Annotated in this window: 17 protein-coding genes; 6 read left to right on the top strand and 11 right to left on the bottom strand. The window is 59.7% G+C overall.

Translation table 11 applies throughout. The features are described from left to right. Positions 1 to 2: 2 nt before the first annotated feature. The 4 genes from CV013_RS08190 to CV013_RS08175 form a co-directional block, all read right to left on the bottom strand. On the bottom strand, positions 3 to 530 hold the full coding sequence (locus CV013_RS08190; protein WP_102154785.1) for a hypothetical protein: 528 nt from the start codon (positions 528 to 530) through the stop codon (positions 3 to 5). Positions 531 to 671: 141 nt separating this feature from the next. Then, the gene (locus CV013_RS08185; protein WP_102154784.1) at positions 672 to 1,016 is read right to left on the bottom strand and encodes a POTRA domain-containing protein; all 345 of its coding nucleotides are present in this window, start codon (positions 1,014 to 1,016) and stop codon (positions 672 to 674) included. A gap of 397 nt (positions 1,017 to 1,413) precedes the next feature. Further along, positions 1,414 to 2,406, bottom strand: coding sequence for a sulfur carrier protein ThiS (gene thiS / locus CV013_RS08180; protein ID WP_102154783.1), 993 nt, complete (start codon positions 2,404 to 2,406; stop codon positions 1,414 to 1,416). Continuing rightward, entirely contained in the window at positions 2,378 to 2,809 is a 432-nt protein-coding gene (locus CV013_RS08175; protein WP_102154782.1) for a MerC domain-containing protein, read from the bottom strand. The genes thiS and CV013_RS08175 overlap by 29 nt, the downstream gene beginning before the upstream one ends. Before the next feature lie 105 nt (positions 2,810 to 2,914). Between CV013_RS08175 and CV013_RS08170 the strand changes: the two genes are divergently transcribed. The 4 genes from CV013_RS08170 to rpsI all read left to right on the top strand — a co-directional run bounded on the left by CV013_RS08170 (position 2,915) and on the right by rpsI (position 5,474). Then, positions 2,915 to 3,991 carry a COX15/CtaA family protein gene (locus CV013_RS08170; RefSeq protein ID WP_102154781.1) on the top strand — a complete coding sequence of 359 codons (1,077 nt, stop codon included), beginning with the start codon at positions 2,915 to 2,917 and terminating at the stop codon, positions 3,989 to 3,991. After that, a complete protein-coding gene (cutA, locus tag CV013_RS08165) occupies positions 3,988 to 4,314 on the top strand; it encodes a divalent-cation tolerance protein CutA (RefSeq protein WP_102154780.1) in 327 nt (108 codons plus the stop codon). The genes CV013_RS08170 and cutA overlap by 4 nt, the downstream gene beginning before the upstream one ends. A 162-nt stretch (positions 4,315 to 4,476) precedes the next feature. Then, complete coding sequence (rplM, locus tag CV013_RS08160; RefSeq protein ID WP_102154779.1) at positions 4,477 to 4,956, top strand: 50S ribosomal protein L13; 480 nt, start codon at positions 4,477 to 4,479, stop codon at positions 4,954 to 4,956. Next, positions 4,956 to 5,474: a 30S ribosomal protein S9 gene (rpsI, locus tag CV013_RS08155; protein ID WP_102154778.1), complete on the top strand. Its 519-nt coding sequence runs from the start codon at positions 4,956 to 4,958 to the stop codon at positions 5,472 to 5,474. Before rplM ends, rpsI begins: the two co-directional genes overlap by 1 nt. Before the next feature lie 67 nt (positions 5,475 to 5,541). On the opposite strand, the gene CV013_RS08150 is transcribed toward rpsI, so the two are convergent. From CV013_RS08150 to CV013_RS08135, 4 genes are all read right to left on the bottom strand, one after another. Next, on the bottom strand, positions 5,542 to 5,733 hold the full coding sequence (locus CV013_RS08150; protein ID WP_102154777.1) for a CTP synthetase: 192 nt from the start codon (positions 5,731 to 5,733) through the stop codon (positions 5,542 to 5,544). 77 nt (positions 5,734 to 5,810) lie between these two features. Next, a complete protein-coding gene (locus CV013_RS08145; protein ID WP_102154776.1) occupies positions 5,811 to 6,668 on the bottom strand; it encodes a metallophosphoesterase family protein in 858 nt (285 codons plus the stop codon). After that, on the bottom strand, positions 6,658 to 7,515 hold the full coding sequence (locus tag CV013_RS08140) for a diacylglycerol/lipid kinase family protein (RefSeq protein ID WP_102154775.1): 858 nt from the start codon (positions 7,513 to 7,515) through the stop codon (positions 6,658 to 6,660). Before CV013_RS08140 ends, CV013_RS08145 begins: the two co-directional genes overlap by 11 nt. A gap of 66 nt (positions 7,516 to 7,581) precedes the next feature. Continuing rightward, on the bottom strand, positions 7,582 to 7,848 hold the full coding sequence (locus CV013_RS08135) for a hypothetical protein (RefSeq protein ID WP_102155137.1): 267 nt from the start codon (positions 7,846 to 7,848) through the stop codon (positions 7,582 to 7,584). Between the two features lie 274 nt (positions 7,849 to 8,122). Here CV013_RS08135 and CV013_RS08130 point away from each other — a divergent pair, with 274 nt between their 5' ends. After that, positions 8,123 to 8,410 carry a UrcA family protein gene (locus CV013_RS08130; protein WP_157935746.1) on the top strand — a complete coding sequence of 96 codons (288 nt, stop codon included), beginning with the start codon at positions 8,123 to 8,125 and terminating at the stop codon, positions 8,408 to 8,410. Between the two features lie 429 nt (positions 8,411 to 8,839). Here CV013_RS08130 and CV013_RS08125 read toward each other — a convergent pair whose 3' ends face one another. From CV013_RS08125 to CV013_RS08115, 3 genes are all read right to left on the bottom strand, one after another. Then, a complete protein-coding gene (locus CV013_RS08125) occupies positions 8,840 to 9,553 on the bottom strand; it encodes a LytR/AlgR family response regulator transcription factor (RefSeq protein ID WP_223805172.1) in 714 nt (237 codons plus the stop codon). A 22-nt stretch (positions 9,554 to 9,575) separates the two neighbouring features. Then, positions 9,576 to 10,817 carry a sensor histidine kinase gene (locus tag CV013_RS08120; protein WP_102154772.1) on the bottom strand — a complete coding sequence of 414 codons (1,242 nt, stop codon included), beginning with the start codon at positions 10,815 to 10,817 and terminating at the stop codon, positions 9,576 to 9,578. Positions 10,818 to 10,915: 98 nt separating this feature from the next. After that, positions 10,916 to 12,442 carry a fumarate hydratase gene (locus CV013_RS08115; protein ID WP_102154771.1) on the bottom strand — a complete coding sequence of 509 codons (1,527 nt, stop codon included), beginning with the start codon at positions 12,440 to 12,442 and terminating at the stop codon, positions 10,916 to 10,918. Positions 12,443 to 12,593: 151 nt separating this feature from the next. Here CV013_RS08115 and CV013_RS08110 point away from each other — a divergent pair, with 151 nt between their 5' ends. Next, the gene (locus CV013_RS08110; protein WP_223805171.1) at positions 12,594 to 13,196 is read left to right on the top strand and encodes a protein-L-isoaspartate O-methyltransferase family protein; all 603 of its coding nucleotides are present in this window, start codon (positions 12,594 to 12,596) and stop codon (positions 13,194 to 13,196) included. Positions 13,197 to 13,210: the final 14 nt, after the last annotated feature.

Raw genomic sequence — 13,210 nt, 5'->3', positions numbered from 1 at the left:
GTTCAGGGCGCGTCTTCGTCGATGAATTCCGGAAAGAATACAGGCGGCCGGTCGCTCCACCCCGGCGCAGTAGCCGCAGCTTCGCTGAGGCTCTGCAGCAACATTTTGCGACGTCCTGGCTTGATCTGAGGCAACGCACTGGCCGCACAAAATCCGCTTGGCAACCATGGGCGGACATCGGGGCCCAGCAGACGCTCATAGAGAAACCGAAAGGCCGAGAAGCAATCGATGCGCTCCTGCGCCAGATCGAATGCCGCCACCCGCGTCAGCTTGCCGATAAACGCCTCAACGCATTCGAAGCCGGTTTCTTCCGGTATCGCCGAACGCAGCACCTTCAGATCCTGATAGGCGACATACTGGCTACGGATTGCAGCGTTTTCGTCAGCATCGCGCGCCCACAGCTTGAACGCATCCTGTCGGCCGAGCCCGATGTCCAGACTGCGGCGGATATAACGTTGCTCGGCACCGGTGAAGCCCGCGAACTCCCGCATCTCATTAATCGTTAGCGAAGCAATTCCCGTGGTGGCCATAACATCGTCCCCTGTTGCAGAGACGAGCTTCCACCATGATGGTTAATTCCGAGTTACCCATAAGGAAAAATGGAACTTGTTTCGCTATTTTCAGCCTTGGCGACTGGCCAATAATGGAATCATCCGCAATGTGGGCTAATTCTATTGCTGAACAGTTTGCCCTTCCCCCTCACGCACGGTGATAGTGATGATACCGGCGTCATCAATACTGTCAGGAAGCACAACTGCGCGCCAATCCTGATTGCCATCAGCCCGGAACCGCTGCGTGATATCCTCAAGCGCCAACTGAATAGTGCCGGCTTTTACGCACGAACCCTTCAACCGTTTCAGCACGCTGGAAAATTCCCTCGCCTTATAGTGAGTCATGCCCACTATTCGTGCACCTTTCAATTGATTACAATCGCCACCACCCACGAAAACCGGAACAGAGTCATCCCGCCAGTAATTGTTGTCGAAATAGCGCTCACTTCGGAGTTCGCGCTTCATCCCGTCGGTAGGATCTTTCGCAAAAAAGGTTGGAGGCGACTTCTGCGGCGGCTGAGGGTCAACTACAGTCTTCTCTATGCCCTTCTTTATATTTTCGCCCCTCTTTATGTCTTCGCTCTTCTTTAAAATTGCGTCGACATTTGATACAGAGGAATTCTGGGCAGAAGCGGGAAAGTAAATTAATCCAGCTGACAGAAAAAATGCAAGCCCAAAAAAATATCATTTTTACTTGAAATATTTCTCATAATACGCATATGTACTATGATTACGGCCATTATGTCAAATAGCGATTTCAGATCGATATCGTTATTTACGTTTTATTAAAATTAATCATTGTCAGCCCACCTAAGCGCCCTTCAGCCCGCGGTGCTCCGCGAAGGTAATGGCCTGCATGCCATCAGATCATCCCGGCAAGCGGACTGCTGGGATCTGCATATTTGCGAGTAGCCATGCGCCCGGCAAGATAAGCATCGCGCCCGGCCTCCACTGCCAGCTTCATCGCGCGGGCCATGCGAATCGGATCTTTCGCTTCTGCGATGGCTGTATTCATTAACACGCCATCGACGCCGAGTTCCATCGCCACGGCCGCATCGCTGGCGGTGCCAACACCTGCATCGACCAGAACAGGCACCTTGGCCCCCTCAACAATCAACCGGATAGTAACCTTGTTCTGGATACCCAGTCCGCTGCCGATCGGTGCGCCAAGCGGCATAATCGCAACCGCCCCGGCATCTTCAAGTTGCTTGGCCGCGATGGGATCGTCCACACAATAGACCATTGGCAGGAAGCCTTCATTGGCCAATACTTCGGTTGCGCGCAGGGTTTCGCGCATATCGGGGTAAAGTGTGCGCGCTTCGCCCAGCACTTCCAGCTTGACCAGATCCCAGCCCCCAGCTTCTCTGGCCAGACGAAGAGTGCGAATGGCGTCTTCGGCCGTAAAGCACCCTGCGGTGTTTGGCAGATAAGTGATTTTTTTCGGGTCGATAAAATCGGTCAGCATCGGCGCCTTGGGATCGCTGACGTTCACCCGGCGCACGGCAACCGTGACAATTTCCGCCCCGGACGCTTCCAATGCAGCCGCATTTTCCGCGAAATCCTTGTACTTGCCAGTGCCCACGATCAGCCGACTGCGAAACGTGCGCCCTGCCACACTCCATGTGTCGCCCCATGTATTGCCATCGTCGCCCCCCCCGACGAAGTGCACGATTTCGAGTGAATCGCCATCGTTCAGCACGATCTGTTCGAGTTGCGAACGCGGCGCGATTGCACCATTCCGTTCCACCGCCACCTTTTCAGGAACAAGATCCAGTTCGCGGACAAGTGCCGCGATGGTCGGAGCGGAAGTACGGCGAGACTCGCCGTTAACGGTCAGCGTTTTGGGAGCAGTCATGCCCGCCAGATAGCGAACAGCTACAACGACGCAAGTTCAGTATGTGTCCGACAGATACCAATGCGACCCCGATGATGGTCAACACAGCTTCTTCAAACCCATGCCCAACCGCCAGCGCGGCGCCCATGAACGAAAGCCCGGTCATCGCAGTAACGAAAGGCGCCGCGCGACGATGACGCAACGCCCCTGCCCCTATGGCCACTGCTGCGATTACCATCGCCAGCGCGAGACCGACTTCATGAATAGCAGGTGCGAGCAGAAATTCCCCGCCGATTCCCAATGCAGAGACAAGCACGATACTGGCAAGACAGTGGACCGCGCACAGCGCAGACAGGATAACGCCTACGCGGTCTATGCGTTCGGATATCGCCGCACGAATCGAAGAAAGGGAAAGGCTGGTCATCTGTGGTCTGCCATTTATGTTATAGCATATCCTTTCGCAAGGCTTGCCGCGCCAAATTCAGTTCCTGCTTGCGAAACACGCCTATTCGCCGCAAAATCGCGCCTTATGGTCGCAACAGCATCCCCTTCGCCCCGGCTTGCCGCAGCCGCTGCCCGCAATCCGCGTCCGGCGGCTATTTCCCGTTGGCTGCTATTCGTCGCTGCGCTGGTGATTGCGATGGTCGTCGTCGGTGGAGTAACCCGGTTAACTGAGTCAGGATTGTCCATCACAGAATGGAAACCCGTGACCGGCGCCCTCCCCCCTTTGAGCGAGGCGCAATGGCAGACGGAATTCGCCAACTATCAGAAGATTGGTGAGTACAAGCAGATCAACGGCCCCGCCGGAATGACGCTGGCGGATTATAAATTCATCTATTTCTGGGAGTGGAGCCACAGGCTGCTTGGCCGATTGATCGGGCTGGCCTTCGCCGTCCCGTTCGCATGGTTTGCAATCCGGCGGCAGATCCCACGTGGCTATACCTGGCGGTTGGGTGCGCTGCTTGCTCTGGGCGGACTGCAGGGCGTTTTCGGGTGGTATATGGTCCGCTCCGGCCTGTCGGAACAGGTCACCGATGTCAGCCATTTCTGGCTTTCCATCCACCTGCTGACAGCTTTGTTCACACTGGCAGGTCTTGTGTGGACCGCACTCGATCTGCGCGCACTGGCGCGTAACCCGAATGCTCAGCCAGCTCGCATGACTATGCTGGGCGCGGCGGCTGCGGTCGCACTGTTTATCCAGTTGCTGCTGGGCGCGTGGGTTGCCGGGCTGAATGCTGGCCTTGCTTCAGATACTTGGCCACTGATGCAAGGGCGTTTCATTCCTGAATTCAATAATGTTCATGGTGTGTTGTGGGCGGCGGCGCATGATCCGTTCCTGATTCACTTCCTCCATCGCTGGTGGGCATGGGGCGTTCTGGGCTTCCTGATCGTGTTGGCCCGCAAGGTCCGCCACATCCGACGCCTTGCATCGGTCGCCATTCATTCAGCTATCGGTCTGCAAATCATACTGGGAATCGCGACAGTGCTGGCCGGGGTGCCACTGTGGCTGGCCGGATTGCATCAGTTGACCGGCGCCCTGGTGGTGGTCGCCACGACCTGGTGCGTCCATGTTCTCGGCAGCGAACGGCGGGGCATGGCGGCATGACTGCGCTGGCGTGGTGCCCCTTCCCCGATCGCGCCTCCGCGGAAGCCGCCGCAAACGAACTGCTCGACGAAAAACTGATAGGGTGTGCGAACCTGATCGGACCAATTCATTCCATATTCGAATGGAATGGAGAGCGTGGCAACGCAGAGGAATGGGGCCTGCTGGCCAAAACCGACGCCACGCAATTGCAGGCGACTGTATCTCGCATAGCGTCGATCCACCCCTACACATCCCCTGCCGTGATGGGTTGGCGGTGCGACGCTGCGGGCGGAGCTACTGCACATTGGCTGGCCGCATTGGGCGGTGCCAAGCCCACTGCCTGATTTTCTGTGGTATTATTTTACCACCTCTGAAACGCCCGGATTTGCTTGACTTCACGGGCCTTGCGAGACAAATGCGCGCCTTCGCGGACCGGGGCGGACCTCCGATTCTCCGCCCATGATCGCCCGGCAACGGGCGTGAACACGAATTAAGGAACACCAGCCATGAAGGCGCTCAGCAAAACGACCCGGTCGATCAAGCCGGCCGAGGTCGAAAAGAAATGGCACCTGATCGATGCCGACGGTCTCGTCGTCGGTCGCCTTGCGACAATCGTTGCCAACATCCTGCGCGGCAAGACCAAGCCGAGCTTCACCCCGCATGTCGACTGCGGCGACCACGTGATCGTGATCAACGCCGACAAGGTGCGTTTCACCGGGCGCAAGCTGCAGGACAAACGCTATTACAAGCACACCGGCTATGCCGGCGGCATCAAGGAAACCAGCCCTGCCAAGGTGCTGGAAGGCCGCTTCCCCGAGCGTGTGCTTGAAAAGGCTGTCGAGCGCATGATCCCGCGTGGCCCGCTTGGCCGTCAGCAGATGAAGGCGCTGCACCTTTATGCCGGGACCGAGCATCCGCACGACGGGCAGCAGCCCGAAGTGCTCGACGTCGCTTCGATGAATCGCAAGAACAAGGTTGCCAAGTGATGGCTGACGAAAACAACACCGTGTCGGATCTGGCCGACCTCAAGGACATCGCTGGCGACGCCCCCGCGGCGGACGCCGAGGCGATCGCTCAGTCTCCCGCTGCGCCGCTGCGCGAGCAGGAACTGGATCAGCATGGCCGCGCCTATGCCACTGGCCGTCGTAAGGACGCTGTGGCCCGTGTGTGGATCAAGCCGGGCACCGGCAAGATCACCGTCAACGGCCGCGATCAGGAAGTGTACTTCGCACGTCCGACGCTGCGTCTGGTTATCAACCAGCCCTTCGGCCTGACCGAACGCACTGGCCAGTACGACGTTATCGCCACCGTACGCGGCGGCGGCCTGTCGGGTCAGGCTGGCGCTGTGAAGCACGGCATTAGCCAGGCACTGAGCAAGTACGAACCAGCCCTGCGTTCCACCGTCAAGGCAGCCGGGTTCCTCACGCGCGACAGCCGTGTGGTCGAACGTAAGAAGTATGGCCGTGCGAAGGCACGTCGCAGCTTCCAGTTCTCGAAGCGCTAAGCGATTCGGAACGAACGAATTTCAAAAGGGCGGCCCGTTTGGGTCGCCCTTTTCATTTGGCGAAAGATCAGCTTGCAGTACTGCGCGTGATCGCGCGGGCCACTGCCCAGCTGACCGGTATCCCCGCCACGAACCCGCCAAGCGCGCCCAGCAGCAGCGATGTCGGATCGGATTTGTCGATTACCAGCAAGGCAGTAATCGCCACGCCCATCAACACGGTTGCCACAATGAAATGCAGGATCAATGCAAGGCGGATCATCGCGCCCCTCCTCTCGGTCCCTAAACGACTGGAGAACAGGTCTTAAATCACCAAATCCCGCAAAGATTTGACCGAGATCAGTAAACCGGCGGGTCGGTGCGCGGAACGGCACCGACCGGTGCAACGGGTTCGCCCGGTTCACGCGGAGGCATGGCATCTTCGGGCACCGAATCGATCTTCATATCTTCGGTCGGGACTGCCTGCAGATTGCGCGCCTCAACGCACAATTTGCCATCGATGAAGGTTAACTCATTGAAACTTTGGGGCGTCGAGCGGATGCGCTGCGATAAAGTCCCCGCTCCCACCATCCGTACAGGGCCATTGACGGTGTCTGCCATCAGATCGAACGGATCGTGGACATGGCCAGTCAGCACGGCAACCACATTGCGTTTTGCCAGTTCGGCAAGAGCGCGGGTTCCACCCCGCGTCAGTGCCGTTCCCCGTGTGCCGACTTCCACCAGCGGGTGATGCGCGGCGACAAGTACCTGTGTTCCTTCGGGAAGTGCATCGATCGCCGTCAGACATCTGGCCAATGCAGCGTCTCCGACCCATCCCTTCGACCAGTTGAGACGGGGTTGTGCGCGAGCGGTTGTGCGAAGCGACACCACCGCCAGGCCTGGTAGATCGATTTCCTTTTCCACGACCTGCTCCATCCCGTGAAACCGGCGATATGGATCGAGAAAACGCTCTAACGGATTGAAATACGGGAGGTCGTGGTTACCCACCTCGACAGTGACCGGCGCTTCCAGCGAAAGTATCCAGTCGCGCGCGGCAGCGAATTCGCGATGGCGGGCGCGCATCGTGAGGTCGCCGGTAATGATAACCGCATCGGGCTTCCGGTTCGCCACTTCTGCGGCGACCCAATCGAGCGCGCGATTGTGCTCGAGCCCGAAATGGACATCGGACAGGTGGAATAACAACGGTCTATCGGCCATCCGCAGGACCAAGCAGATCGACACCCAGCGTGTCGAGTGAAAACACAACTTGCGGGCTGCCTTCGGACCGTTCTCCATCGATCATCAAGGGGATAGGTGCGCTCTCTACAGAACGGCATACGACCTTCTTCGCAGTGGCCAGATCATCGTGCGGGCCACCCCGAAAGTCGCGCGCAAGAATCGCCGCACCTTGTTGAAGTAATGTGAGAAATCCTTCGGCCCCATAGCCCGCGATCGCCATCCCGGAAGGGCCGGGGACGAGCCGCACCCCGGAGTATCCTTCCGGTCGGCCACGCCGGGGTTCGGCCACAGCAACCATCGGACCGGCGGTACTTTCGGACGCTGCTTCGATACTTTTTGCCAATAATTCCGGTATGTTACCGTCCCGCAATTCTTCGCGTACATCGGCCCATGTCGCGCCCGGCCCGGCCAGTACTTCGGACAAAGCCAGCAGCCCGCCGTCGCCCCGAATGCAGGCGCGCCGCTGGGGCGTGAGTCGCCCGTCAGAAAATTCTTTCAATATTTCAAGGGGATCACGCTCCCCAAAAATCATCCGGCAGAGTAGATTGAAGGTCCCGCCCGGCAATGGCAGCACCGCCCCATCGAACCCTTCCAACCCAGCGATAGTCCGGCTGAGGGTGCCATCGCCGCCGAGAATTGCGATCAATTCAACACCCGCGCGGTTGGCATCTTCAGCGCTTAAAATATCCTCTTCACAACAATCGGTTACCCGATCCGGGGCATAGCCGGCGTCACGCAACATGACAGTCACTTCACCTAGTAAAGTGCGATCAAAGCTCCCGCTGGAACCGTTATAAATCAACCATGTGAGTGGATTTTCCGTCATGCTGCATCAGCGCAGATACGCACAGACGGTTCCCGTTGACGGATAAACAGCATCATTTGGCAGGTATCATACCCGATTGGACAGAATGAGCCATGCGCCGAGCAAATTCAGCGCGGAATACCCGGCATAGACCCAGACCAGCCAGGGCCAGCCATTGGCGGCCAGCAGCATCGCAGCCAGCAGAACCAGAAACTCTGTCACCAGCGTTCCCCGACCACCCAGCATGTGAACATACCACGGCATCCGGCCAAGCAGCGGGTGGCCGCTTTCCAACACGGCCTTGTGAACCGCGAAATTGCCAATCCCCAGCATGAAAATGACGACCATCACCATGTGAGCGAATGTGCCGCATTGTTCGTCGGGCTGCAAATGCCTTTCATCCGGCAAAGTCCGCCATCTGTCGTCTGGCGGATTCGGTGGTCGGAACCCGGCGGCACATTGTCGAGCCTTTACTGATCGCAACACCGCCCCTGCGTAGAAATGGCTTCGCAGGAGAGGTCGTCAGCCCACGGGAAATGGCTCCGTTCCTGCAACCGGAATGAGGATGAATCACTGTGCGATCGATGCGCCCCCCGCATGGCTTCGCACCCAATGTAAGGAACGAACCATGTCCAGCCCCCTTCTCGCTATTGCCCTTGCCAGCGCCATTTCAGCCACTTCGCCAGCGCCGACGATGCAAGTGAAGTTCGACGATCTGAACCTGTCGACCCCCGCCGGGCAGGAGATTCTGCAAAAGCGCATCAAATCCGCCGCCCGCGAAGTCTGCGGAATGGATGAGAAGACCACAGGCACCCGCATTCGCTCGTCGGAATCGGCGCGGTGCTACAATCAGGCGGTTGGCTCCGCCACTGCCGCAGTCGCGGCGGCAGTCCGCAAAGCCAGCTCCGATAGCTGAACCGAATAGCAAACGAGCTCCCGCTGTACCTGGCGGGAATCGGGCCCGAGCCGGTCTTAGTCCCCCGGCTCGGGCTTTCGTTTGTCTGGCGCGCAATCGCCATTCGGATGATGGCGTAGCGCAAACAAAGCTGGCCACAGATCGAACCGGTGGACTTCCGGAGCCCGAAACGCAGCGGGCCGATAGGTATCGTACCGATAACGTGTACACCGAAGTGTCGCAGGTAGAGCCACCGCCACAACCGATGCGATGGCCTGGCCCATGCGCTATCGATCACCCCTGAATTCGCGATGGCCAACAACCCGGTGAACTCTGGAAGAACTCGGGAAGCGGGGCCTCGGATCAGGTCCGGGGCAACGAACTATGCGGTAAAGTTCGCTTCCTATTCACCGGCGGCAGTTATCTGCAACGACCAGGAAGCAACACGGCTCAGCGCCCGGCCATCGCTTTCACGCGGGGAAGGTAAGTGCGACCGATCCGCATCGCATCGCCATCTTCCAGTTCCACCGACCACACGCCCAGCCCATCGTGGCGCAGGCCGCGAATCCGGTCGCGGCGCAGGATCGTGGAGCGGTGGATGCGGATGAACTCCGCCGGGTCCAGCCGTGCTTCCAGCCCGGCGATGGTCTGTAACAGCAGATAGCTGCGATCTTCGACGTGCAGCCGCACATAATCGCGCTCGGCATCGATCCGCGCGACTTGCGCGACTTCGATCCGCAGCAATTCGGAGCGGTGCGGCACCCACAGTTCGTCAAGCCACTGGCTATCCGTCCGCTCTACGGTAGCGCGGCGATTGCCTGCCCGTTCTATCGCACGGCTCAGCCGTTCGGGCGTGACTGGCTTCAGCACATAATCGACTGCATCGAGATCGAATGCCTCGACCGCGAAATGATCGTGAGCAGTTACAAAAATCACCGCAGGTCGGTTGTCCTGTTTGGCCAGCTTGCGTGCGACCGCCAGCCCATCCACCTCTGGCATAGTCATGTCGAGCAGGACGAGATCGGGCGACAGGGCACCGATCAGGCGCAATGCAGCGGCACCGTCACTGGCGGTGCCAACCACGTTGAGCCCGTCCATTCTGGCGCAGATCACCTGCATCCGTTCGACCGCCAATGGCTCGTCATCAACTATCAGAGTCCGCATTTTGGGAGCTTCGGCAACAGATTCAGACATGGGTCACCACCGGTAAGCGCAGTTCGGTGCGATAGCCGCCCGGCACAGGGCCGGATTCGATGATCGCATCGCTGCCGAAGCGGGCCTGTATCCGATCGCGGACATTGGCCAGGCCAATACCGAAGCCCGATGCGGCATTTTCGGGCGCGCCCGGCCCGTCGTCGCTGATAGTCAGCACCAGCCGCCCGTATTCCGCACGGGCGGACAGCGTGATGGTGACCGGGCGATTGACCGGGGCGACGGCATATTTCACGGAATTTTCGACCAGCGGTTGCAGGATCATCCCCGGCACCCGCACCTGTTCCAGCGCAGGTGGCAGATCGATGGCGACTTTCAGTCGGCTGGGGAAGCGCACCTGTTCCACCGCCAGATAGTGTTGCTGCAACGCGAATTCCTCGCACAATTCGACATCGACGGTCGCTTCGTCTGCCAGCGAGTGACGGTAGAAGTTCGACAATTCCTGAATCATCTCTTCCGCCCGCTCGGCCTTTCCGGTCATCACCAGAGAGGACAGCGAATTGAGCGCATTGAACAGGAAATGCGGATTGACCTGATAACGCAGGCTTCGCAGTTCGGCGGCCTTGGCCGCGCTGCGGAAGCGCGCCTCTCGCCGTTCGGCCAGCCGTGCCCGTTCGATAGCGAGCAGCGCAAAATAGAGCGAACCCCACGCGAGCAGCAGGAAATACCGGCCCAGCGCGATTTCCAGCACGCCCTGCCAGCGCTCTTCCTCGCCCAGATCGGCGGGCACGATGATCCGCCCGCGAACGGTGGAATCGGGGCCAAGCGGGCCATCGACATCGGGATTGGTTGCAGAGCGTGCTTCGATGATCTTGTTGCCTTTGCCATCCTTGCGGACCTGAAAGCCGCGCTTTTCCGCCATCGCCGATTCCACATCGTCCTGAACGCTGGCGAAAATCTGTTGGTTGATGGTAGCGATCATGATCGATGCCGGCATCGCCAGCAGCAATGCAGCAATGATCTGCACCGCCAGTGCGCGCCGGTCGAACAGGCGCAGCACCAGCCAGAATACCAGCGTGATCACGATCCCTGCGAGCGTGACCACCGCACGGCGCCACAACAGCTCGTACTGCAATTCCAGCCCCAGCGAGGCGCGGAGCGATGCGAGAACGAAATAGCACGCCCACAGCCCGACAATCGACAGCAGCACCGTGCGGAATTCGACCCGCACGGGCGGCTCTGTATCGGGGAGGGTGGCGGAATCGGCCATAGTCATAACGCGTAGTGCCTTACGACACGCGCACAGGCCAGCGCGCGTGTCGAAGCGAATCTACCTTTCGTCGAACGGATGGAGCCGAGCGAAGGTGCTGAAAATCAGGCTGTTGGCAACAGATGTTCAGCAGCAATCTTTTCCTGCCAGCGAGCAGGGGCAAGCTGGTGGACGTTTTTACCATCGGCATCGACCGCCACTGTTACCGGCATATCCTGCACAGTGAATTCGTAGATCGCTTCCATCCCGAGATCTTCGAACGCCACCACTTTGGCTTCCTTGATCGCGCGGGCAACCAGATAGGCCGCACCGCCAACCGCCATCAGATAAGCGCTTTTGTGCTGAGCGATGGTTTCGGTCGCCGCCGGACCGCGTTCCGCCTTGCCGACGCAGGACAGCAGCCCTTGCTCCAGCATCATGCCCATGAATTTATCCATGCGGGTGGCAGTGGTCGGTCCAGCCGGGCCGACGACTTCGTCACGCACGGGATCGACCGGGCCGACATAATAGATCACCCGCCCGGTGAAATCGACCGGAAGCTGCTCGCCGGCGGCCAGCATGTCCTGAATCCGCTTGTGCGCGGCATCGCGCCCGGTCAGCATCTTGCCATTGAGCAGCAGACGATCGCCCTGTTGCCAGCTCTGCACCTCTTCCGCTGTCAGCGTATCGAGATTCACCCGCTTCGCTTCGGCGCTCGGCTTCCATTCGACTTGCGGCCACTCGGCAAGGTCGGGCTTCTCCAGATAGCTTGGCCCCGAACCGTCGAGCGTGAAGTGCGCGTGGCGCGTGGCGGCACAGTTGGGGATCATCGCCACCGGCTTGTTCGCGGCGTGGCACGGCCAGTCCATGATCTTCACGTCGAGCACTGTGGCCAGCCCGCCCAGCCCCTGCGCGCCAATGCCGAGTGCGTTGACCTTATCGAAAATCTCGATCCGCAGCGCTTCGATATCGTTTTGCGGCCCGCGCGCCTTGAGCTGACCCATATCGATCGGGTCCATCAGCGATTGTTTCGCCAGCTTGACGCAATGTTCCGCCGTGCCGCCGATGCCGATGCCCAGCATACCCGGCGGGCACCACCCGGCACCCATCTGCGGGACCATTTCGAGCACCCAGTCGACGATATTATCGCTGGGGTTCATCATCTTGAACTTGGATTTCGCTTCGCTACCGCCGCCCTTGGCCGCGACATCGATCGACACGGTGCGCCCCGGCACCATTTCGACGCTAAGCACCGAAGGCGTGTTGTCGCGGGTGTTGCGGCGAGTGAACGCCGGATCGGCCAGCACCGATGCGCGCAGTTTGTTTTCCGCATTGCCATAAGCGCGGCGGACACCTTCATCGACCACTTCCTGAAGGCTGCGTTTCGAATCGAGGCGGCATTCCTGCCCCCATTTAACGAACACGTTGACGATGCCGGTATCCTGGCAAATCGGGCGATGCCCTTCGGCGCACATCCGGCTGTTTGTCAGAATCTGCGCGATGGCGTCTTTCGCGGCAGGGCCTTGCTCCGCCTCGTAAGCTTCGCCCAGCGCGCGAATATAGTCCATCGGATGGTAGTAAGAGATGTACTGCAAGGCGTCCGCGACGCTTTCGATCAGATCGTCTTCACGGATAGTCACCAAGTCACTCATCGAAACCAAACTCCTGCTGATCGAATCGCCACAGCCCGATAGGCGCATCCGCGCTACCCCGTCAAAGCGCTTGGCGTGAGGGTGGCTTTATGCATAAGGGAAATGCCACCCCGCCCGGCGGGACCAGACGCGCAATACAGGTAGTTATCGAATGACCGTCGCAATCAGCACCGCAACCGATTTTGCCGCCGCCCGCAAGGCGATGATCGACAGCCAGCTGCGTACCAGCGGCGTCAATGAGCCGTGGGTGATCGCGCGGATGGCCGCAGTCCCACGGGAAGATTTCGTGCCCGAATCCGCCCGCGCCGCCGCCTATATCGATCGCGCCGTATCGCTGGGCGATGGCAAGATGCTGGCCGCACCCGAAGTGCAGGGCCGCATGCTGGCGGAAGCGGCACCAACGCTGGATGACAAAGCGCTGGTGGTCGATGGCGGCAGCGGATACCTGCCAGCTCTGCTCGAACCGCTGGTGGGATCGATGACCGTTATCACCCCGGAGGATGCGGTCGCTGCATCGCGCAAGCGGGGCGATTTTACACTACTGCTGGTCGATGGAGCGGTGGAAGAACTGCCCGATAGCCTCACCAACCGGCTGGCCGACGAAGGTCGCCTTGTCACCGGGCTGGTGCGCCGCGGGGTCACCCGGCTGGCAGTCGGTCGCAAGACCGCAGGTGCAGTCGCACTGTGGCCGCTGGCTGAAATCGGCATTCCGCGACTGACACAGTTCGACAAGGCCGAGAGCTGGAGCTTCTGATCGTGGCCCGCGCA

It is taken from the genome of Tsuneonella flava (assembly GCF_002870965.1).
In the GTDB taxonomy this organism is placed as follows: domain Bacteria; phylum Pseudomonadota; class Alphaproteobacteria; order Sphingomonadales; family Sphingomonadaceae; genus Tsuneonella; species Tsuneonella flava.
Note: the sequence above shows the minus strand (reverse complement) of the source record. Positions and strands in the feature narration are given on the sequence as shown.